The following is a 21,100-nucleotide window of genomic DNA, read 5'->3' as shown; positions in this document are numbered from 1 at the left end:
TGTAATGTTTAACCGCTTCATTTTACCAGCTCCTGTCCCTGCCTTTTCTAGTAAACAGTGTAGACAGGAAGGGAAGGTTTTAGGCATCAGAGGCTGAAAAAATTATTCACTTATATATAGTTTAACAAGGAATAAATTAGATAACAGGAAAGGAGTAGGTATAATGAAAGTAGCTGTAGTACTTTTTGTGTTCAATAGGCCAGAGCATACGAAGAGAGTACTAGAAGGGTTAAAAAAAAATAGAGTTGAAAAGCTCTATATATTTGCTGATGGAGCAAGGTCTACTGATGATGAAGAAGAGGTAATGGAAGTAAGAAATTTGATAAAAAATATAGATTGGTGTAATACAGAAATAGAATATAAGGAACAAAATGTTGGATTGGCTGAATCAATAATAAAAGGAGTAACTGGCATATTTCAGCGAGGTTACGATGGAGTAATTGTACTGGAAGATGATTGTGTGCCTAGAAGTAATTTTTTGAAATTTATGAATGATGCACTAGTCTATTATAAAGACAATAAAGAAGTTATGCACATTTCAGGTTTCGGATTACCTATAAAAAAATATACCGATTCTGATATATATTTTACTCCCTATCCTTGTTCTTGGGGATGGGGAACATGGGCGGAGTGTTGGAATGCTTGTAATTTTTATAGTGTTGATGCGTATAGAGAATTGTTAAGTAGTAAAGAGAAATCTCAGGCTTTTAATTATGCAGGAGAAGCTTTTTCGGAATTCTTAGACTTTCAGGTAGAGGGAAAAGTAAATTCTTGGCTAATTAGATGGTACTTTCATATATTTAACACTAACGGTAAGTGTGTGTGGTGTTACGATTCTTTAATAGAAAACAAAGGTTTTGATGGAAGTGGAATTCATAAAAATAAAATAGATCGGTTTAACCAGAAGCATAATCTAAAGAAAGATAAAGATACATTTAATTTTGATAATAATGTTGCTTATCATCCTCAATTGATTAGAGAGTTTCGTAGACACTTTATGGGTAAATCATATATAGAGAAAATAAAGACAGTAATATATTTAGCTACGGGTATAATAATAGGTAAATAGTAGTTAAGGGTGGGACTTTCTTGTGTTAATTTTAAAAAGATTAATTAATCGTCAAAGGTATAGAATATCATTACTAACTTATGTGAGTAGCTCTTCCGTAATATCAGAAAATGTAGCTATTAAGAGATTTTGTAAAGTAAGAAATACTTCTATTGGAAATTATACCTATTTAGCAAACAATGTAAGTTTGATAAACGCTAGCATCGGTAAATTTTGTTCTATAGGTCCCTACGTCAAAATAGGTTTAGGCAAACATCCAACAGATAGGTTCTCTACTTCTCCTATTTTTTATAGTCCTTCAAATTCATTTAATGTATCAATAGTCAAGGATACTACATTTGTAGAGTTTGAAAAGATTATAATTGGAAACGACGTTTGGATTGGGGCAAATGCAATAATCTTAGACGGCGTAAATATAGGTAATGGAGCGATTGTTGCGGCGGGAGCAGTTGTAACAAAGGACGTTCCTGATTTTGCTATAGTGGCCGGGGTTCCAGCTAGAATTATAAGGTTTCGGTTTGATGAAGAGACTAGGGAGTTCGTAGGTAAATCAAGATGGTGGGATAAAGATATAGAGCACTTAATGAAGTTTAAGGAAGATTATACTGATTTAAGGAAGTTTTTGAGTCATTTTGTTTAACTACAATGCTGAACATTCCTTAAAATAGGTTACCTTAAAATATATACTATAAGGAAGAGTAGCTATGAAGAAAAATATTGTTTTTGTTGTTAATTACTTCTATCCCGACTTTGCATCCACAGGTCAGCTAATGACTGAGTTATGCCAACAATTACAAAACGATTTTGATATTACCGTTATTGCAGCTCAACCTGGTTATGCGGGTGAAAAAGCGATAAGTAACAAAACATTTGAAGAAGATTATTTAGAGAATATAAAAATCATCCGTATTCGCTTGCCTGAAGTCGATAAAACTTCTAAGATAAGCCGGATGAAATATATATTCTCTTATTTTGTTTTAGCCAACTTAGCTTTATTAAAAGAAAAAGGTGTGGATGTCATCTATACCATTTCACAACCGCCTGTATTGGGTGGACTAATCGGTACTATAGGTAAATTTCTGAAACGTTCTAAGCATATTTATAATGTCCAAGACTTTAACCCTGAGCAAGCTGCTGCTATTAGTTATACAAACAAAGAGTCCGTTTTTAAGATTGCTAAGAAAATTGATATGTTGAACTGTAGTTATTCCGACAAGGTTATCGTAGTCGGTAATGATATGAGTGAAACTCTCAAACGTAGGTTTTCTGGGAAAAAGGTTCCAGATCATGTTGTTATTAATAACTGGACCAATGAGCAAGAGATTATGCCACTGGAGAAGAGTAATCCTAAGATTCAACAATTCTTAAAGGAAAATGGATTAGAAGACAAATTCATTATTATGTACTCTGGTAATGTAGGATTGTACTATGATTTAGAAAATATCATTAAAATTACAGAGTATTTTAAATCCTATAAGGACCTTGCATTTGTTTTCATTGGTGAAGGGGCAGTTAAAAGAGACATGGAAGCGTTCATACAGCAAGCAGATATTCCGAATGTAAAGTTTCTCCCCTATCAGCCGAAAGATTTTATTAAGTACTCTTTGAATGCTGCAGATGTTCATTTAGTTGTAAATCAAAAGGGAATTAAAGGAGTTTCTGTTCCAAGTAAGATTTACGGTGTTATGGCTGCAGGTAAGCCAATTTTAGGCGTGTTAGAGCAAGGGAGTGAGGCTCAAATGCTTATTAATAAGAGTGATTGTGGTTTAGTAGTTGAGCCAAAAGAATATGAACAGATTATAAAGGCGATACAAAATCTCTATGATATGAATCGAGATGAATTGAAACAAATGGGTCTAAACGGGAGAGATTATTTAGATCAGCATTTAAAAAGAGAAATCTCAATTAATAAGTACAGAGAAGTGTTAAAAGAAGTATCAGAAGCCTAAAAATAGCTGAAATACAGTTAGAAAGGGATGCTAGATGATGAAAATCTCAGTAGCAGGCACAGGCTACGTCGGCCTCGTAACCGGAGTATGCCTTGCAGAACACGGTCACTCTGTCACTTGCGTGGACATTGACGAAAAGAAAATAGCTATTATGAAAGCGGGAATCTCCCCAATCTACGAGCCTGGTCTTGATGAACTAATGATCAAGAACATGGCTCGTTTGCATTTTACGACAGATTACGAAGCAGCATACAAAGACGCTGATGTTATCTTCATCGGTGTGGGTACACCTGAAAAACAAGACGGTTCTGCCAACCTTAGCTACGTATACGGTGTTGCAGAACAAATTGCTGCGAGCGTTGAAAAAGACTGCGTGGTAGTTGTGAAGTCGACTGTACCAATTGGTACAAACGATAAAATTGAAGCATTAATTCAAGCAAAGCTGAAGCACAATGTAAAAGTGTATGTAGCTTCTAACCCAGAGTTCCTATCACAAGGAACAGCAGTGAAAGATACGCTACATGCTTCACGAATTGTCATTGGTGTAGAGGAAGCACATGCGGGTGAGGTGCTGCGGGAAGTATATAAAGACTTTGGTGCACCAATCGTTGTTACAAACCGAAAAAGTGCCGAGATGATTAAATACGCTTCCAATGATTTCCTAGCGTTAAAAATCTCTTTCATCAACGAAATTGCAAATCTCTGTGAAATTATTGGCGCTGATATTGAAGATGTAGCGCATGGTATGGGATATGATGCTCGTATCGGAAATCGATTCCTAAACGCAGGGATTGGTTACGGCGGATCTTGTTTTCCGAAGGATACAAAGGCGCTACATTGGCTAGCTAGCTTCCATGATTATGAGTTAAAGACAGTCAAGGCAGCTATTGATGTCAATGAAAATCAAAAGCTTAAGCTAGTGAAAAAGTCTCGTAAGTACTTTGAAAGCTTAAAGGGATTAAATGTTGCGGTGCTTGGGTTAACGTTTAAGCCTGGTACAGATGATTTACGTGAAGCACCAACATTAGTAAACATTCCATTGATGTTAGAAGACGGGGCCAATGTAAAAGCGTGGGATCCGGTTGGTGCTGATAACTTTAAGAAATTATATCCGGACGAGATTACGTATTGTAATTCTATTGAGGAAACGCTACAGGATGCAGATGTGTGCTTTATTTTTACAGAATGGGATGAAGTGAAAAACTTCGATGTAACAAGCTACAGTAAGTTAATGAAAACACCGATTGTACTTGATGGTAGAAATTGTTATAAATTGGAATGTGTTAAGAAGACAAGTATTATTTATGATTCTGTTGGTAGAGAGACAGTTAATACGCTTGAGTTTGCGCTTGTTTAAACTTCTTATATGAATATACGAAATACAAAAATCAGGTCTTAATGACCTGATTTTTTTATGGGGGGATTTTATGAAACTCGTACTACTTTCAGGCGGATCCGGCAAACGTCTTTGGCCGCTTTCAAACGATACACGCTCTAAACAGTTTTTAAAGGTACTAGAGAGCGAAGATGGTACGCGTCAATCCATGGTGCAGCGTGTGTGGCATCAGCTTAAAACAGTGGGTTTGGCTGATTCTGCGGTGATTGCAACGTCTAAGACACAAACAGAAATGATTTATAACCAGCTCGGTACAGATGTGCCGCTTATTATTGAACCGGAGCGCAGAGATACATTTCCTGCTATTGCGCTTGCCGGTTCTTTTTTATTCTCCGAGCAACATGCGAATTTGGATGAGACAGTAATTGTGTTACCAGTTGATCCATATGTGCATGATAGCTTTTTTGAGAGAGTAAAGGTACTGGATCAAGTGCTGCAAGGCTCTAATGCCGATTTGGCATTGATGGGTGTAAAGCCGACATATCCGTCTTCTAAGTACGGCTATATTGTACCGAAAAGCGAAGATAACGGCTATTTCCATGTAGAACGTTTTACAGAAAAGCCAAGTGAAGAGAAGGCGGTTACGTTAATTAAACAACATGCATTATGGAACTGCGGCGTGTTCGCGTTCAAATTGCGTTATTTAATTAACATTTTGGAAGAAAAGCAGCTGCCTATTACGTATGAGCGTCTTTCCGAGCAATACGCTAACCTACCAAAAATCAGCTTTGACTATGAGGTTGTAGAGAAAGCTAACCATATCGTGGTGGTACCGTATGAAGGGTATTGGAAAGACCTTGGTACATGGAACACGTTGACGGAAGAGATGGCAACGTCTCAAATTGGTAAAGGTGTTATTTCTAATGACTCTGCCAATACACACTTAGTTAATGAGCTTGAGATTCCTGTAACAATTGTTGGTTTGTCTGACGTGGTTGTTGCGGCGAGCCCTGATGGTATTTTAGTGTCTGATAAAGCATCTAGTCCCAAGATTAAAGATTTAATTGGTGGGTACGATCAGCCGCCGATGTACGAGGAGCGTATGTGGGGTTGGTCTAAGGTATTAGATTACGCAAAGTACGAGAATGAAGAGATGGTCACAAAGCGTATTTGTATTCATGCGGAGAAAAACTCTACGTATCATTATCATAACCTGCGTAATGAGGTGTGGACGATTGTGCGCGGAGAAGGAGAATTAATCCTTGATGATAGTATTCGCCGCGTAAAAGCAGGAGATATCATTCACATTCCAGTGGGCCGCAAGCATGCGATTCGTGCGATTAGCGAGCTTGAGTTTATTGAAGTGCAAACAGGCAAAGAAGTTGTAGATACGGACTTTGTTAGATTGTACAGCGATTGGGCTGCTATCTTACAGCATTACTACACTTCACAAGCGCAAGTGATTGTGTAAGAGATGAGAACATTTGCATTTTATAGTTGAGAATACGGCTATGGACACGCGACGCGTTCCATAGCCGTTATTCGTGCGCTTTTAAATAGAAGAAATGATGTACGTATCATTATTTGTCACTTTGGAATGCGAATTGATTGAGGTGATGTTACCGCGCTGCCGTTATGGAATCAAGAGGGTTGTGTGTTTGTTGTGTCAAGTAATATGGATATTACGCATCCGAATGTGTATCAGGTACCCACTACATATACAGAGGTGCAGCATTATGTTGCGGCAGCGGATTTAGTAATCTCAAAAGCGGGCTAGGGCACGATTAGCGAAGCTGTAGGTAGTGGAACAGCACTTCTTATGATTCATCGCCCAGGCATGCAAGAGGATCAGAATACGATGAGATATTTACAAGACAGTGGATGGTGTGAGGTTATTTCATGGGAAGAGCTAGGTCATGTGCAGATCAATAATTATATAAAACAAGCAAAACATTCACCTTCCAATGAGGTGGAAACATTGGCGACTGCGGTGTTTGCGGTTTTAGATAGAAATGAGTAAGAAAGAAGGGACAAGCAACGTGCAATCACCATTATTTTTACAGCCCGTCCTACAAGAGCGCATTTGGGGCGGTACATCATTACAAGATTTTAACTATGAGTTATCTTCTGAATTAACAGGTGAATGCTGGGGGATATCAGCTCATCAAAATGGAGTAAGCGTTGTGCGTGAGGGTAAATATCAAGGCTTAACCCTAGCAGATCTGTGGGCGCAGCACCGAGAATTGTTTGGAAATGTACCAGGAGATAAGTTCCCATTGCTTACGAAAATTCTAGATGCCAATCAAGACTTGTCTGTTCAGGTTCATCCAAACGATCTTTATGCAAATGAGCATGAAAATGGTGAATTTGGTAAAACGGAGTGCTGGTATATTATTGACTGTAAGGAAGGCGCGGAGATGATTTACGGTCATCATGCGCAAACGAAAGAAGAGTTTGCTTCTATGGTGGAAGCCGGTAATTGGGATGCTTTGCTTCGCCGCGTTGCGATTAAGCCAGGAGATTTCTTTTATGTGCCTAGCGGTACGATTCATGCGCTATGTGAGGGTACGTTAGTACTTGAAACCCAGCAAAGCTCCGACACAACGTATCGTGTGTACGATTATGATCGTACAGACAGTGACGGTAACCAGCGTGAGCTTCACCTTGATAAAGCGCTAGCTGTTTCGACTGTACCACATCAAGACTTTGCGTTACATATTGAAACAAAGCATGAAAACGGGGCAGAGATTACAACGTTTGTACAGGGAGAGTACTTCTCTGTATATAAATGGGATGTAAAAGAAGAAGCAGCTTTTCAGCAAAATCAATTATTCCAGCTTGCGAGTGTAATAGGAGGAAGCGGGACGATTGTAACGGTGGATGGTGAGTTTCCATTACGTAAGGGAGATCACTTTGTCATGCCATATAACATGGGAAATTTCGTTCTAAAGGGCGAGCTTTCACTAATTGTTTCTCACATATAATTAACAGGAATGTCTACGGACGTTCCTTTTTTATTTCATCATCAATGGGGGAGTATAGCATCATGAACTGTAAACAAACGAAGTACGCGTTAACTTTACATCAAACGGTACGTTCATATTAATAACGCCGTAGTTTGTTTGTACATAATAGTTGATGGTGGCATCGGTACGACCTTAATTGCTGCTTTTACACCTTCTTTTTCACCTATTGTACGCTCGTTAACTTTGTATACTCGTAGCTGTCTAAGTGAACACGCGTATCACGCGGGATGCTTAGTGCATGGTATTCTTTCTTCTTTAAATCTACATGCAGTAAAATCATAGCATCTGAGTGATCAATTTTCTTTCCTTTACGCTGGTCAAATCTACATTAAACGATTGCTGCGCCTTTTGTTTCCGGTGCATTCTGCTTTGCCTCGTCCGTTATGACAACCGTCCATTCTTTTTTATATGTCCTACTGTCCGTAGAAACTACGCTTCGTTCTTTGTAAGTAAAATAGTAGTTTACAATATTTATTGATTTGTATTATTCGTATAACGGTGTTTGTCAACATAGTTGTCGCACATCCCTTACTTTGTAGCGGAAGCCATTTTGATGTTCTTCCTTACATACAAAATAGAATGGATTCTATTTTGTATGTAAGGTTATGTGCCAACAACTATGTGATTTGCGTTTTTTTCTTTTCTTTCATTGGATTTAAAACCACTGATTGATGTGGCTTCGCTCTCTTATCGACCTTGAACATCTCTTTGGATGCTTTTTGTTATAGTTATTATAAAGAAATATCCAAATGTCTCATGACATTCTTATACATAATCTTGTATCCTGTATCGTTAGGATGTAGACCATCAGCTAACAACGCATCAATCGTCTCCCCTGTTGCTTCGCTATACCTTAAGAAGGCATCATAATTACTTATATGTTTGATACCATATTCTTTAGCTACTTGTTTAATAGTCATATCTACATCACGCATTGTAAATTTACGTGTTTCTTTTGTTGTATCATCATCAGACTGTGAGGTTGGATTTGCAGATAATAATATTACTTCTTTTTTAAGGCTAACGCATTTATCAATAATACTTTTCAAATGCAACTTTAATGCCTCAGGAGAAGTAAAATCTATTCTATCATTTGTTCCAATCTGAATCATAATAATATCGTCATTTGGTTGTATCAATGTATTAAAATTTGCAAGCAACCATTCAGAATCTCGGCCGCTAACGCCCCAATTCTTTATACTAACCGACTTTTTAAACTCAAAAGCTTCAATGTATACTCGATCTGATACAGAATCTTTGTTTTTGCCTTCAGTTTTAATTTCTATATTATGATTAGAATCTTGTAAGCCTGCAATCTGCACTTCAAATCCATTTTCAGTTTTTGCGCTATATAAGTCATATACACCGACTTTTTTTCCATCTATGTATATACCAACAATTCCGGAACCACTTTGTTTCGTAAAATAGACCTTAAATTCAGTTCCTGCAAATGATAATTTCCATGAATTTACCCCTTTGGTGAAGGCTGACATTTTCAATTTAGCATTGGTATCTTTATTTTCCAATCTGCTTTTTGTAGTTATAATTCTAGGGTCTAATGGATGAACTAATAAAGATTTGTTATATCTAGATTCTAAGTCCTTTTTTAAAAGATTGGCCCAAGAACCAGATTCTTCGGTAGCAACAAAGTAGCCTGTATTCCCTAGTTTTGTAGATGTTAATTTATATCCTGTTGAACCAACACCAGCTGTAATACTATCCCCTAAAATCTTAATGTCAGTATTACTAACAAATGGGTTTAATAACGTATTTTCCATTATTACATCAGGATTATGTAGTGTAAAAACCGCATTTCCAGAAGCCTTACTGTGAGTACTTCCAACTATAAAGAAGAAGGAGCTGGATAACAGCATTACACTAGTAGATAATATTTTTATTCTTTTCCAATTCATGTGTGTCCTCATCTCTTAAATTAAATATTAATATAAATAGTTTTATTATTATTATATAATGCATGAATTATTTTTTTCTATACTTTCCTATCGTATATGTAATGTACATGAGTAATAAGGTAAACCATACGTTACGCTCTTTTTGACGTTAACTATACAACTGGTGTATGTAGAGCTATGTTAATCAGTAAGGTCGAGATCCTAGCGGGTCTCGGTCTTATTTGTGTCATAGTGCAAAATGTTCGTTCACAATAGCATGTAACTTCTCTGTATCTAACGTTCTACCAAGTACCGGGGGGTCAAATAAAGGCAATGTATTGATGGACCTGACATACTTTCCGCTTTCATTTGTAAATAAAATGGCGCCTAAATAACCTTGCTTACCAAGCCACAAGATAGAACTGCTTCTGAAAGGTGTAACCTCCAAACTAACGTACCTAGATGCTGACTGTCTTTATGTAATGAAACGCCATTACTTGTGACTTTAATCTAATATTCGGTGTTAGCCTGCAAGCTGCAGCTTGGTATCTTTGACTAAATAGATAGCGTAAGGTTTTATCGTGATCTCACTTTTATTGCCTAAATAGTTTACTAGCTTGACGGAAATGGTCGGCTCTGTTGTTTCAGCCTTCACGTCTGTTGAATAAGAAAGATGGGCAAAAACAACTGTTAAAATCAGCAAAAGCACATTCTCTTTTTCACATGTGCTACAATAGATGTATTACAATAGAAAGGCTGCGAAGGTATGCTGCAAATCAACATAACACCGAACTATGCAGGTGTTTCGATTTCAGGTGATTTTTTAGACTTTGATGCGCTGTATGAAGCACTGCACAAAGTTACAGGAGAAGAGAGTGATTTCCCTCATTATTACAGTGCAAAGATGCGTGTATATGCACTGTGCTATGATCTGCGTCATGCGATGATGGGTAACCGCGATATTACGTTTGTAGAAAATGGAATGGATGCAGACAAGATGAAATATATGTCCATCATTACAAGTGAGAAGAATGTTTATTTGACAATACAAATGCTGTGGCCGGAGTTGTTATTTGTTACGATAGCTCTCAATGACTTTGTCAAATTATACGGTGCTAAGCAATCGAAAGATCGGTTTATGTATCTGCAGGACAAACATAACATTTGGGATCGTAATATCGCACAGGTTCGTATGTTTCAAGCTGCCGTTGCAGCGTGTCTGAAGGAAGAGTTAACCCCAAATATGTTTAGTCGTACGATAAACATGTTAAATGGTCGGTATTTTTCTGTTGAGGGTTATACAACACAATACGTAGATGTTCTGAACGAGCAGTTTTTACAGATGAACAAAGAAAAGCGGATGAAAAGTATTAGTTTGATGGCTAAAAGGTTGACAGAATTGAACGGTGACTATCAAAACATTCGAGAGATTGTCTCTGAAGCAGCGGCGCGGTACAATTGTCCACCTGATGATGTGAAGTTAAATGTAGAATATCCAGAAGAAATTGATTGGTAGAAGAGGGGTGCAGTGTTCCTGAAATATTTTAAGTGCTGTCCTCTTTTTGTAAAATAATCTCTTCTATGATAAATCCTCCGCCATTGCCAGGCGCAGGACATTCTCTGGGTACTGCTTTACGTGGGCTAGAAATCTGGACTGGATGAGACGGTGCCAGAAAAATTAAGTTAACTTATATGAAAGGAGAAAAATCATAAGGCTATTGTGATATTGACACTCCCATGCCTAAAGGCGAACTAAAGTCCTGCATGGGCTTTCCCGTATCGCAAATTCTGTAATGAAACAAGATTTGGCGTGTGTAGTCATATAATACCAAGTGCCTAAACCCAATAAACGCCGTAACGAAACTTAACAATTCTTTTTCATTTTCTTAAAACATCATTGCTACAATATGTATATAACGAGCTTTTTACCAAACGTCAGAAAGGTAGGGGCAACACATGATACATATGAAGGCAAAAGATAATGGATTAGGTGTAACAGTTTACGGCGATCATTGGGATGTTGGCATGCTGGTTAAAGCGTTAAAGCAATTTGCAGAGAACGAAACACAGCCGCAATATAACGGCACAAAAGTTCGTTTGTTTTGCTTGTGTTATGATTTATGTGATGCTCTGATGGGGAAGCGTGATATTACTTTTTTAGATTTTGATAAAGGCTTGTTTACGGTAACGTACAGACGATATTTGGGAGAGCGAAAAAGTCTGTATGTTGGTGCGCAAATTCTGTGGCCGGAGCTTTTGTTTATTACCATGGCACTAAACGAACTCGTCAACCAGGACAAGTATGCAGAGTGGGATGAATCCGCTGCCTACGTTCGTGTATTTCAATCTGCGGCTATAACTTGCCTCAAAAAGAAACTGCCGGCAGAGACGTTCGCAGATGTTATTCGTATTATAAAAAATCCGAATTTTTCCATTAGAGGTTACACCACACAATACATAGATGTTTTAAACGCAGAGTTTCTTGATATGGATCAAGAAAAACGCCTATCAAGTATTCAGCAGGCGGCTTGGCGCATTGCCCGGCAAGGAGACGATTATCAAGACGTGCAAAATACGGTTCGCAAGATTGCACTCAGACAAAATTGCCGTACATGGGATGTTCGTTTAAATGTAAGACACCCCGAAGAAATAATGGTATAAGCAAGGTGCCTGTTATGTTACAGGCCTCTTTTTTATGTTAAAGATATTGTATGTTAGGAAATAAGGAACGGAAGGTCTAATGAGAAGAGTTTAGAGTAAGCCCGTATTCAAACAACGTCTATAAATGTATCAATGAAAGGCGGTGCTTTGCTATGCTGCAACAAAAATTAAAAATCACCTCCATTACATGACGAAACAAAAATACTTCTGTAACCCATTCATCAGCAGAACCTTCCTCTTATCCTGCTTGCACGATTAAAACAGGTCATACTGAAATCTCCTTTTTCAACGGCACAGATGAACGCATAATTCAAGCGAAGAAGTTGAAGCTTCTGTGAAGTACAATTACACAGGGGTAAAAACATATACATTATTTGCGGCAAGACAGATATTCCCTACGGTGATTCCATCTTCCTGTTTTCTGGTTGGAGTAAAGATCGCTACAAATGTTTGTATTTTGACGACGCTGACTTTTTGAAGGGCTATCCATCCAACAGCCAAAGGCCATCCCACAACCACCGAAAGTTGTATGTTAAATCAATTTTATCGCTATTTCTTCTATACAGCATGTGGAAAATAAAACAGCCGTATATCTCATGAAAAAATGAATGATATACGGCTGTTTGTGTTACGTACCGTGAAGGTGTCCCGCGAGAGAGTCTCGCGGACCAGAAGGGAGCGCAAATCTGAGGTGAGGTGTCCCGCGAGAGGGTCTTGTGGACCACAAGGGAGAGTAAATCTGAGGTGAGGTGTCCCGCAAGAGGGTCTCGCGGACCACGAGGGAGCGCAAATCTGAGATTAGGTGTCCCGCAAGAGGGTCTTGTGGACCACAAACGAGAGTAAATCTGAGGTTAGGTGTCCCGCAAGAGGGTCTTGTGGACCACGAGGGAGAATGAATCTGAGATTAGGTGTCCCGCGAGAGAGTCTTGCGGACCACGAGGGAGCGCAAATCTGAGATGAGGTGTCCCGCAAGAGAGTCTCGCGGACCAGAAGGGAGAGTAAATCTGAGGTTATGTGTCCCGCGAGAGAGTCTTGCGGACCACGAGGGAGCGCAAATCTGAGATTAGGTGCCCCGCAAGAGGGTCTTGTGGACCACAAACGAGAGTAAATCTGAGGTTAGGTGTCCCGCAAGAGGGTCTTGTGGACCACGAGGGAGAATGAATCTGAGATTAGGTGTCCCGCGAGAGAGTCTTGCGGACCACGAACGAGAGTAAATCTGAGATTAGGTGTCCCGCAAGAGGGTCTTATGGAACACGAACGAGAGTAAATCAGAGTTTAGGTGTCCCGCAAGAGGGTCTCGCGGACCACAAGGGAGAGTAAATCTGAGGTGAGGTGTCCCGCAAGAGGGTCTTATGGAACACGAACGAGAGTAAATCTGAGGTGAGGTGTCCCGCAAGAGGGTCTTGTGGACCAGTAGAGAGCGCAAATCTGAGGTTAGGTGTCCCGCAAGAGAGTCTCGCGGACCACGAGGGAGGGTGAATCTGAGATGAGGTGTACCACAAGAGGGTCTTGTGGTACACGAGGGAGAGTGAATCAGAGATTAGGTGTTCCGCAAGAGAGTCTCGCGGACCAGTAGGGAGCGCAAATCTGAGGTTAGGTGTCCCGTAATATTGTTCATCGCTGCAATTCTAAGTTTAAGATCTATCAAAATGAACACACCCATTGATACAAATCAAAGATCTCGCCAACGTTTCTTCCAATGCTGAATATGATTTTGTAACGTCTGCCAAGCCTTTGGACACGTTTTTACTTTGTATCCACTGCAGAGAACGTTTCTAGTATCGACTTTTGATTGGAATTATACCAATTCCTATATATAATTTTAGTTATATAAACATTAGCATTTTTTGTTATTTTTCCGGTGATTTATGCAAAGCCATAGGTAAAATGGTTAAAAGCTATAAACATGTTTTAAAATCCTAGTAAAAGGTGATGTTTTAATGAACGTAAAAAGTAAATTGAGCATTATCATATCGACTTTAGGAACACGTGTGGAAGAGTTACGAAGGCTGTTACAAAGCTTAACGGAACAAACTTACAAAGACTTTGAAATAATAGTGGTGTCACAAAGTATGCATGACGTAGTAGAAGTTATTTTAAAAGAATTTCCTCTTAATTATCGACAGGTAAAAACTGATAGGAAAGGCTTGTCCAATGCTCGAAACATAGCAGTACCATACGTGAGTGGAGACATCGTGACATTTGCAGACGATGATTGTTGGTATCCTTCTAACGCTGTAGAGACAGTTGTTCAGGATTTTGCAACGTACGCCGGTGAAGTTATTTGTTATCAAATAGAAGATCCTTTACAACATGTTTTATACAGGAACTATTTCAGTAAGGATATCAAAACAATGAAAGTAAGACATATATTTCAGGTCTCATCGATTGAAATATTTATAAATGTAAAAAAGGTAGGCAGAGATAGTATTCATTTCGATACAGAATTCGGTTTAGGTGCTAAGTATGTATCAGGAGAAGAAAATATCTTTCTATGCGATTTGTATAAAAAGAAGTACAATATAACGCACTATCCCAAAGTGATAGTTTATCATAAAAAGCCAAAAGTGACTTTACTTTTGAATAAGCAGATATTCATCGGAAAAGGACCGATGTTTCGAAGAATGTTTAATCTTCCTGCAGCGTTCATATTGGTCATCTTATTCTATTTAAAAAAGAAGAAGTCATTAGGTAACGAGAAGATGTTGCTAGAAGCGCTTGTGGAAACTAGTAAATATAAAAAACCTATATAAGTCTACATGGTTTTTTCGACATATAAACAGCAAGAAAATCACAGCTCCAGAACGCCTCGCTACATGTGTATGTTCTTACTTGACATAGGCACTGGCCGCAACCATACATTGCCTATTCTTCTTTCCCATCCAAAAGAGAATGTTGGTTTTTCGAGTTTTACTGATATAATAAGCAAGAAATAAAGGCGTGTACGTCATATTCAACTGTACAAGTACAGTATGTAAGTGCGGATTTGAAAGTACAATGCGTTGTGTACATACGTTTTGAAGAAGAGTACGAAAAGAACTAAACAAATGTTTGTTTAGTTCACAGCTTTGTTAATAGAAAGAGAAAAATTTTTTATATTTTGACAAGCGGCTGTGAGTAAGCACTGCATTCTAACTTTTTCGCGCGCGACATCATTTCTCCACCATCCCTTTCTTTTCAACTATCTTCAATATGGTTATGAAATCTTTTTTAGTGCAGAGAAGGGTGCATGTCACCGGAAGTAATCGGCGTAAACCAACGCCTGCCTTTAAAGATTTGAATATACCGCAGCATTTCCTCTTTATCGGCAAAATGAAAGAGTTTGTATGTAGAGGCGAGCGTGTGCTCCTTTGTTTTACTGTTCCAATGTGCATCATACATAGCTAACGTGCAGGTTCGGTCAGCGTTGACATGGGAAAACAAAAATAAAGCAATGGTTGGATCCTCTTTTTTAAAAATAATTTCTTCTAATTGTTCGTACAAACTGTAAATCACAAACGGCTGCTCGGCAAAATGCATAATTCTTTCACCTCTTTTATAGATTTGCGATCATGAATCTATGATAATATGTGTAGTTTTTTTTGTAAAAAAAGCATTTTTAGCTGCGCGTTTGTTATTTTTCTTTCTAGTCTGTTTTACCAAGATAACTAGAATAAATGGAAAGAAATAGGCAGGTAAAAAGAAAAAATTTATCGTATGAATGCGGTTATTTTAAATATCGTATACGTACGAGCATGTAAGAGTATCTGTTATTTGAAGGAAGGTTCTGCATTTTTGAAATAGAGCGACGTGAAGGAAATCAGATTGTGGGATAAGGTAAGGGTACCGCGGAATACGAAGAAAGGCGCGCCTTTTTAAAGGGGATTGTACCATGAAACCGGCCACGTTTGAGGAAGCTTTGCGGCTGTATGAGAAGATGATTATTAATCAGATGAAAAAGCTCTCACTGTATAAGGATTACGACATGTATTATCAGTGCGGTGTCATTGGGCTTTGGTATGCGTATGAACGATATGAAGAGGGGAAAGGTGATTTTTCGGCATATGCACTGCGTACAGTACGAGGGTACTTGCTTTCCGAATTGCACCGCGAAAAGCGATCGGAGCAGCGTTTTGTAAATTTAGAGGAAAGCCGTGATCCTGTATGTGTGCAGGAGGAAGGGATTGATTCGTATGTGTCGTGCTTGGAAGATAGAGAACGTCAGGTAATTGTAGATAAGTTTGTATATGGCTTTAGCATTGGCGAGATTGCCGCAAATATGGAATTGAATCAAAATCAGGCACGCTACTTATATCGGCGCGCGCTGAAGGCGATGCGAGAGCAGGAAAGTAGGTAAGCCTACGTTTCCTGCTGCAAAAGCTGAAAGCTGGATAAGATGTGACCAGCGCGCATAATTTGTTGCTGTGTTTGATAAACACTACAATTGATCAGAAGAGATTCGTGGTTGTGGAAAATCAGAAGAGTTTGTTTGTCCTGATGGCGAAAATCCTTAATATGAGCATAAAAGTACCATACGCACTCCCACTTTTGCGGTGAGCCCGAAGGAATTGCGCAGATGCCTTGTTTAAAGCAGAGCGGAATGGGAACATTTTGTTTCAAGTTCAGCAGCGAACGAATAGCATCGCGCTTTCCTCGGTAGCTTGCACCACTTCGTAAACAAGCAGCATTCAACAAATCTCGGCACGTATGCTTAGAATAATAGGTACCACTTCGATCCAAAATCTTAGTCTGATATACCATATCAGCAATAGGTAACATAGCCAAAGTCGTTGGGCCGATTATATAATCCATTAAAAACCCTCCTTCATATCGGTATATCGCTATTATAAAAGGTAAAGATTTCCTTATGTTAAATCGCATTTTAAGATTTTATATATTTATTGTAAAATTATGTATTATTTTGTTGGGAGGCGCCGTAAATCGGTAGATGTAAGTGACATGTGTCAATTTTTCAAATCATATTATAATAAACGGCATTTTTTCAATGGTATTCATATACAACATAATATTTTTATATTAAAATATTTATTAAAAATGAATCATATAAGCGAGGAATCGGAGATGGGGCAAGCAGAACTGTTTGTGTACGTGCTAATTTTATTGTCAATGTTCTTCTTTTATCTTGTATTTGAAAACAGCAAACGGTTTGCGTTAGAAGGAAACATGGAAAACAAGTTGTGGATTCCTGTGTTTGCAGGCGTGTATCTATGGACGCTGCTATATACTTTTTTGTACATCAATAAATTGGTTACTACACGGCAATATCTGTCTTGGCCTAGTATGTTACCAATGTTTCTTTTTATCGTGATGTACATTATAGCGTATAAATCGTTCTTTAAAGTAGCTCCTTTTAATAGATTACGTTATTATTTGGGTGTTTCTGTTTATATGTCCTTTGCGAAAAGCGCAATTGTATGGTGGAGCTTACACAAATTGATACCTGGTGTTACCTTGCACGTATCACATATTTTATTAGGTGGTATTTTAGTAGGCGCAGGTATATTTTTTACCGTGTGTCTTATTCAATTATTTTATGCGGGGGCGTTGGAGGTTCCTTCTCCTTGGTTACTTCTGCTTACATGCTTTACGGTTTGTTATGTATTTGCAATTTCTTGCTTGGAATTTGTACAAGGTGTTACTACGGTAGAAAGCACCAGTTTATACGTAGGTGAAGCAATGTCGTTGTTCGTTCTGCTGGCTATTACTGTGCTATATCTTGAGAAATACCACAAAAAAGAGCGCGAAAAGCTTTCCAAGGTAAATGAATACCTTGACTATTTGGCTTATCACGATACGTTAACGAGGCTGCCGAATCGTCGTAAAATCATGGAAGTCATGGCTGCTTATATTCAGAAGAATACGCCATTTGGTGTATACTTTATTGATTTGGATAACTTTAAAGACGTGAATGACTTATGGGGACATGATATTGGAGACGAGTTACTCCAACGCGTGGCGTGCGAGTTGAAAAAGCATCTGCGTCCTACTGATATCATTGGTCGCCTAGGTGGAGATGAATTTATCATTTTGCGTACGGACACCCTAGAGGATTCCTTTATATATCTTGGAAATCGTTTAGTAGACGGTGTGACAGAGCCTATTACCATTCGCAACTATCAACTGCAAGTGACGGTCAGCGCTGGTTTGGCTCGTTTTCCGCAAGATGCTTCGGACTTGCGCCAGTTAATGAAAAAAGCGGATATTGCCATGTATGAATCAAAAGCAAGGGGGCGCAATATCTTTTGTTGTTATTCGGCTGATCTGGATGAACATGTAACGAGAACAATGCGTTTGAAGGAAGATTTAAAAAAGGCCGCTATGAAGGGACAGTTATCTGTTCATTATCAACCGAAGTTTCAAATTGACAAGCGTAAGCTAGAAGGCTTTGAAGCATTAATGCGCTGGAATCATCCTGAGCTTGGGGTGATTGCGCCCGCAGAATTTATTCCATTGGCCGAAGAAACAGGCTTAATTCATGAACTGGGTGCTTGGATTTTGCAAGAGGCATGTACACAAATTGCTGCGCTAAATCGACAGCTTGAGGAGCGCTTTTATATTGCGGTTAACTTCTCCGTAAAGCAAACGCGGGAGGAGCGTATTATCAGAGTTGTTCAGCAGGCTCTTGCTACGTCGGGGCTACCGGCAGAGCTTCTTGAAATTGAAGTAACAGAAAGTATTGTGATGGAAGATGCCCAGCGAGTGAATGGGATATTTGCTAAGCTTCGCGCACTAGGTGTATCGATTAGCATGGATGATTTCGGTACAGGCTATAATTCTTTTAGTCATTTAAAACAATTTCGCTTTCAGCGTTTAAAAATTGATCGAGGCTTTGTGCAGCATTTAGGTGAGGATTCGCATGATACAGCCATTGTGGCAGCGATTATTTCTATGGCGCATCAGCTTGGTATTAAAATTACGGCAGAAGGTGTAGAAACACAAGATCAATTACATATTTTGCAAGAGATGGGCTGTGACGACGCACAAGGCTATTATTTTTCCAAGCCACTTCCGCTTGAAACCATACAACAGCTATTGCTCCAGAAGCAATTGGTATAATATGATATAATGGTGAATAATAGGAAGTAAAAGGAGACGAGACAATGATATTAGTCACAGGAGGAGCCGGATATATTGGCACGCACACATGTGTGGAATTATTAGAAGCAGGCTATGAAATTGTCGTTGTAGATAATTTCTCCAACAGTAAACCTGAAGCGTTGCAACGTGTGATGGAACTAACTGAAAAAACATTTCCGTTTTACGATGTGGATTTATTAGATCGCAGTGCTCTTGAAGAGGTGTTTCAAAAGTACGATATTGAGGCAGTTATTCATTTTGCCGGCTTAAAGGCGGTTGGCGAATCGGTAGCAAAGCCGCTTTACTACTATCATAATAATATTACAGGAACGCTAGTCCTTTGCGATGTGATGAAGCAATTTGATGTGAAGAAATTGGTATTTAGTTCATCGGCCACTGTATATGGCATGCCTGAGACAGTACCAATTTCAGAAGATTTTCCGCTTAGTGCTACAAATCCATATGGCCGAACAAAACTTATGATTGAAGAAATTTTGCGTGATATGCACGCAGCGGATTCAACGCTAGGTATTGCGTTGCTTCGTTATTTTAATCCGGTTGGTGCGCATCATAGCGGCAGGATTGGGGAAGATCCGAATGGGATTCCCAATAATTTAATGCCCTTTATTACGCAGGTGGCAGTTGGTAAACGATCGAAACTTGGTGTGTTTGGCAGCGATTACGACACACATGATGGTACAGGGGTACGTGACTATATCCATGTGGTAGATTTAGCGCAGGGCCATTTAAAAGCACTTGAAAAAGTATTGAAGGAAACAGGTGTGGAAGCTTATAACTTAGGAACGGGTGTTGGCTACAGTGTCCTAGATATGGTGCATGCATTTGAAAAGGCGACTGGACAAGCTATTCCCTATCAGCTAGTAGATCGTCGTCCTGGCGATGTAGCCGTGTGCTATGCAAATTCAGAAAAGGCTGAAAAGGAGCTGGGCTGGACAGCAAAGAAAAGCTTGCATGATATGTGTGCGGATTCCTGGAATTGGCAAGTGCAAAACCCGAACGGCTATGCACTTGGTAAAGCGGTTACGCAGTAAAAAATTACAAAATACTTCCGGTTCTGTCTATTCGTGTATTATAATAGTGGAAAATCTTTAGAATAGCGGGTGGGAGCGGCATGATTGTAGTGATAGGCGGTGCCGGCTATGTAGGCAGTCACATCGTGAAGACCTGTATAGATCGCGGGCACCGCGTAGTAGTACTGGATAACTTGTCAACGGGTCACCGTGTTAGTGTAAGCAATAGAGCAGTGTTTGAAAAGGGGGATTTCGGAAACGCGCATGATTTGGATCGCGTATTTTCCCGCTACAGCGTTGATGTTGTAATTCATGTAGCAACGAGCCATCCTGATGAAACGAAGCAAGTGCGTCACATACCTCAGCGTATGCAGGTGCTGCTTTATAAAATGAAGGAATATGGTATCGAGGACCTTGTATTGTCGGAGGCATCTTATATGACAGGGCTGCCGGCGGTACAGCAATTCTATCAGCAAGAACAAATGATGATACGGAAGCTACTTGCCGCATCTAAGCTTCGTTCTATCACAGTGCGCGCTTGTCACATTGCAGGTGCCACCGAGTATCTCGGTGAAGATCATGAACCGGAAGCTCATCTCATACCGCGCCTTCTCAAGCACAGCTTACGGCCAAACGAGAAGCTTATCTTACATCCGGGGTTTGAAGGTGCATATGCATATGTAGCCGATGTCGCAAAAAAGCACGTTCTTTGCGCAGAACGACTGCTAGAGGGAAAGGAACCAGCTCATCATGAAATCTACGGTCATACGGCCACAGTTAGTGATATTGTTGCAGTCTGCCGAAGCTTTGGCCTACGACCTGATATTTCCTATGAAAAGAGTGCATTACAAACCCTTCCTACAGCCCGCGCATGGCAATCTCTCGAAGAAATAATCTATTCAGCACTCCGCTGGCACATGCTTCACCCAAATGGTTACGAACAAAACCTTGTATACAGATAAAAGCCTCGACAACGTCGAGGCTTTTTTACTACAGCTTGCGGCCGATAGAAGGAAGAGTTCGGCCGATAGAAGGAAGAGTTCGGCCGATAGAAGAGAA

21 protein-coding genes are annotated in these 21,100 nt (G+C 39.4%); 15 read left to right on the top strand and 6 right to left on the bottom strand.

Features of this window, described 5'->3' with window-relative positions:
• Positions 1-163: 163 nt before the first annotated feature.
• The 8 genes from EEJ45_RS16705 (at position 164) to manA (ending at position 7,338) form a co-directional block, all read left to right on the top strand.
• Positions 164-1,069 (top strand): glycosyltransferase family 2 protein, encoded by a 906-nt coding sequence (locus EEJ45_RS16705; protein WP_124565917.1) that lies wholly within the window; start codon positions 164-166, stop codon positions 1,067-1,069.
• A gap of 22 nt (positions 1,070-1,091) precedes the next feature.
• Positions 1,092-1,709: a CatB-related O-acetyltransferase gene (locus EEJ45_RS16700; RefSeq protein ID WP_124565916.1), complete on the top strand. Its 618-nt coding sequence runs from the start codon at positions 1,092-1,094 to the stop codon at positions 1,707-1,709.
• A 64-nt stretch (positions 1,710-1,773) separates the two neighbouring features.
• Positions 1,774-3,018, top strand: coding sequence for a glycosyltransferase family 4 protein (locus tag EEJ45_RS16695; protein WP_124565915.1), 1,245 nt, complete (start codon positions 1,774-1,776; stop codon positions 3,016-3,018).
• A gap of 34 nt (positions 3,019-3,052) precedes the next feature.
• Positions 3,053-4,375 (top strand): UDP-glucose dehydrogenase family protein, encoded by a 1,323-nt coding sequence (locus tag EEJ45_RS16690; protein ID WP_222928035.1) that lies wholly within the window; start codon positions 3,053-3,055, stop codon positions 4,373-4,375.
• 70 nt (positions 4,376-4,445) lie between these two features.
• Complete coding sequence (locus tag EEJ45_RS16685) at positions 4,446-5,825, top strand: sugar phosphate nucleotidyltransferase (protein ID WP_124565914.1); 1,380 nt, start codon at positions 4,446-4,448, stop codon at positions 5,823-5,825.
• 183 nt (positions 5,826-6,008) lie between these two features.
• Positions 6,009-6,131 carry a hypothetical protein gene (locus EEJ45_RS18900; RefSeq protein WP_281274470.1) on the top strand — a complete coding sequence of 41 codons (123 nt, stop codon included), beginning with the start codon at positions 6,009-6,011 and terminating at the stop codon, positions 6,129-6,131.
• Positions 6,132-6,212: 81 nt separating this feature from the next.
• The gene (locus EEJ45_RS18520) at positions 6,213-6,374 is read left to right on the top strand and encodes a hypothetical protein (protein ID WP_164464322.1); all 162 of its coding nucleotides are present in this window, start codon (positions 6,213-6,215) and stop codon (positions 6,372-6,374) included.
• Positions 6,375-6,393: 19 nt separating this feature from the next.
• Complete coding sequence (manA, locus tag EEJ45_RS16680) at positions 6,394-7,338, top strand: mannose-6-phosphate isomerase, class I (protein WP_245999982.1); 945 nt, start codon at positions 6,394-6,396, stop codon at positions 7,336-7,338.
• A gap of 205 nt (positions 7,339-7,543) precedes the next feature.
• Here the strand turns inward: manA and EEJ45_RS18765 are convergent, their stop codons facing one another.
• The 4 genes from EEJ45_RS18765 to EEJ45_RS16665 all read right to left on the bottom strand — a co-directional run bounded on the left by EEJ45_RS18765 (position 7,544) and on the right by EEJ45_RS16665 (position 9,975).
• Positions 7,544-7,660, bottom strand: coding sequence for an LCP family glycopolymer transferase (locus EEJ45_RS18765; protein ID WP_245999976.1), 117 nt, complete (start codon positions 7,658-7,660; stop codon positions 7,544-7,546).
• Between the two features lie 451 nt (positions 7,661-8,111).
• A complete protein-coding gene (locus EEJ45_RS16670) occupies positions 8,112-9,293 on the bottom strand; it encodes an SGNH/GDSL hydrolase family protein (protein ID WP_164464321.1) in 1,182 nt (393 codons plus the stop codon).
• A 226-nt stretch (positions 9,294-9,519) separates the two neighbouring features.
• A complete protein-coding gene (locus EEJ45_RS18515) occupies positions 9,520-9,687 on the bottom strand; it encodes a hypothetical protein (RefSeq protein ID WP_164464320.1) in 168 nt (55 codons plus the stop codon).
• A 108-nt stretch (positions 9,688-9,795) separates the two neighbouring features.
• Positions 9,796-9,975 (bottom strand): hypothetical protein, encoded by a 180-nt coding sequence (locus EEJ45_RS16665; protein ID WP_124565911.1) that lies wholly within the window; start codon positions 9,973-9,975, stop codon positions 9,796-9,798.
• A gap of 63 nt (positions 9,976-10,038) precedes the next feature.
• Here EEJ45_RS16665 and EEJ45_RS16660 point away from each other — a divergent pair, with 63 nt between their 5' ends.
• The 3 genes from EEJ45_RS16660 to EEJ45_RS16645 all read left to right on the top strand — a co-directional run bounded on the left by EEJ45_RS16660 (position 10,039) and on the right by EEJ45_RS16645 (position 14,686).
• Positions 10,039-10,788, top strand: a complete 750-nt coding sequence (locus EEJ45_RS16660; protein ID WP_124565910.1) for a DUF6904 family protein — start codon at positions 10,039-10,041, stop codon at positions 10,786-10,788.
• A gap of 440 nt (positions 10,789-11,228) precedes the next feature.
• Entirely contained in the window at positions 11,229-11,933 is a 705-nt protein-coding gene (locus EEJ45_RS16655) for a DUF6904 family protein (RefSeq protein ID WP_124565909.1), read from the top strand.
• A 1,940-nt stretch (positions 11,934-13,873) separates the two neighbouring features.
• Complete coding sequence (locus EEJ45_RS16645) at positions 13,874-14,686, top strand: glycosyltransferase family 2 protein (protein ID WP_124565908.1); 813 nt, start codon at positions 13,874-13,876, stop codon at positions 14,684-14,686.
• Positions 14,687-15,143: 457 nt separating this feature from the next.
• Here the strand turns inward: EEJ45_RS16645 and EEJ45_RS16640 are convergent, their stop codons facing one another.
• Positions 15,144-15,452: a hypothetical protein gene (locus tag EEJ45_RS16640; protein WP_124565907.1), complete on the bottom strand. Its 309-nt coding sequence runs from the start codon at positions 15,450-15,452 to the stop codon at positions 15,144-15,146.
• Positions 15,453-15,804: 352 nt separating this feature from the next.
• Between EEJ45_RS16640 and EEJ45_RS16635 the strand changes: the two genes are divergently transcribed.
• A complete protein-coding gene (locus EEJ45_RS16635; RefSeq protein ID WP_124565906.1) occupies positions 15,805-16,269 on the top strand; it encodes a sigma-70 family RNA polymerase sigma factor in 465 nt (154 codons plus the stop codon).
• Positions 16,270-16,271: 2 nt separating this feature from the next.
• Here the strand turns inward: EEJ45_RS16635 and EEJ45_RS16630 are convergent, their stop codons facing one another.
• Positions 16,272-16,724: a competence protein ComK gene (locus EEJ45_RS16630; protein WP_164464319.1), complete on the bottom strand. Its 453-nt coding sequence runs from the start codon at positions 16,722-16,724 to the stop codon at positions 16,272-16,274.
• A 270-nt stretch (positions 16,725-16,994) separates the two neighbouring features.
• Here EEJ45_RS16630 and EEJ45_RS16625 point away from each other — a divergent pair, with 270 nt between their 5' ends.
• The 3 genes from EEJ45_RS16625 to EEJ45_RS16615 all read left to right on the top strand — a co-directional run bounded on the left by EEJ45_RS16625 (position 16,995) and on the right by EEJ45_RS16615 (position 21,003).
• Positions 16,995-18,989, top strand: a complete 1,995-nt coding sequence (locus tag EEJ45_RS16625) for a putative bifunctional diguanylate cyclase/phosphodiesterase (protein WP_164464318.1) — start codon at positions 16,995-16,997, stop codon at positions 18,987-18,989.
• Between the two features lie 44 nt (positions 18,990-19,033).
• Positions 19,034-20,062, top strand: coding sequence for a UDP-glucose 4-epimerase GalE (gene galE, locus EEJ45_RS16620; RefSeq protein ID WP_124565903.1), 1,029 nt, complete (start codon positions 19,034-19,036; stop codon positions 20,060-20,062).
• Between the two features lie 80 nt (positions 20,063-20,142).
• The gene (locus EEJ45_RS16615) at positions 20,143-21,003 is read left to right on the top strand and encodes an NAD-dependent epimerase/dehydratase family protein (protein WP_124565902.1); all 861 of its coding nucleotides are present in this window, start codon (positions 20,143-20,145) and stop codon (positions 21,001-21,003) included.
• Positions 21,004-21,100: the final 97 nt, after the last annotated feature.

The organism is Ectobacillus antri (genome assembly GCF_003852715.1).
Classification (GTDB): Bacteria; Bacillota; Bacilli; order Bacillales; family Bacillaceae_G; genus Ectobacillus; species Ectobacillus antri.
The sequence above is the reverse complement of the archived record's forward strand: the minus strand, read 5'-3'. Positions and strand labels throughout refer to the sequence as shown.

What these genes read in the sequence shown, in the direction of transcription:
- EEJ45_RS16705 (WP_124565917.1), top strand. Translation starts at nt 164, where the DNA reads ATGAAAGTAGCTGTAGTACTTTTTGTGTTCAATAGGCCAGAGCATACG.
- EEJ45_RS16695 (WP_124565915.1), top strand. Translation starts at nt 1,774, where the DNA reads ATGAAGAAAAATATTGTTTTTGTTGTTAATTACTTCTATCCCGACTTT.
- EEJ45_RS16690 (WP_222928035.1), top strand. Translation starts at nt 3,053, where the DNA reads ATGATGAAAATCTCAGTAGCAGGCACAGGCTACGTCGGCCTCGTAACC.
- EEJ45_RS16685 (WP_124565914.1), top strand. Translation starts at nt 4,446, where the DNA reads ATGAAACTCGTACTACTTTCAGGCGGATCCGGCAAACGTCTTTGGCCG.
- EEJ45_RS18520 (WP_164464322.1), top strand. Translation starts at nt 6,213, where the DNA reads ATGAGATATTTACAAGACAGTGGATGGTGTGAGGTTATTTCATGGGAA.
- EEJ45_RS18765 (WP_245999976.1), bottom strand. Translation starts at nt 7,660, where the DNA reads ATGATTTTACTGCATGTAGATTTAAAGAAGAAAGAATACCATGCACTA.
- EEJ45_RS16670 (WP_164464321.1), bottom strand. Translation starts at nt 9,293, where the DNA reads ATGAATTGGAAAAGAATAAAAATATTATCTACTAGTGTAATGCTGTTA.
- EEJ45_RS16660 (WP_124565910.1), top strand. Translation starts at nt 10,039, where the DNA reads ATGCTGCAAATCAACATAACACCGAACTATGCAGGTGTTTCGATTTCA.
- EEJ45_RS16655 (WP_124565909.1), top strand. Translation starts at nt 11,229, where the DNA reads ATGATACATATGAAGGCAAAAGATAATGGATTAGGTGTAACAGTTTAC.
- EEJ45_RS16645 (WP_124565908.1), top strand. Translation starts at nt 13,874, where the DNA reads ATGAACGTAAAAAGTAAATTGAGCATTATCATATCGACTTTAGGAACA.
- EEJ45_RS16640 (WP_124565907.1), bottom strand. Translation starts at nt 15,452, where the DNA reads ATGCATTTTGCCGAGCAGCCGTTTGTGATTTACAGTTTGTACGAACAA.
- EEJ45_RS16635 (WP_124565906.1), top strand. Translation starts at nt 15,805, where the DNA reads ATGAAACCGGCCACGTTTGAGGAAGCTTTGCGGCTGTATGAGAAGATG.
- EEJ45_RS16630 (WP_164464319.1), bottom strand. Translation starts at nt 16,724, where the DNA reads ATGGATTATATAATCGGCCCAACGACTTTGGCTATGTTACCTATTGCT.
- EEJ45_RS16625 (WP_164464318.1), top strand. Translation starts at nt 16,995, where the DNA reads ATGGGGCAAGCAGAACTGTTTGTGTACGTGCTAATTTTATTGTCAATG.
- galE (WP_124565903.1), top strand. Translation starts at nt 19,034, where the DNA reads ATGATATTAGTCACAGGAGGAGCCGGATATATTGGCACGCACACATGT.
- EEJ45_RS16615 (WP_124565902.1), top strand. Translation starts at nt 20,143, where the DNA reads ATGATTGTAGTGATAGGCGGTGCCGGCTATGTAGGCAGTCACATCGTG.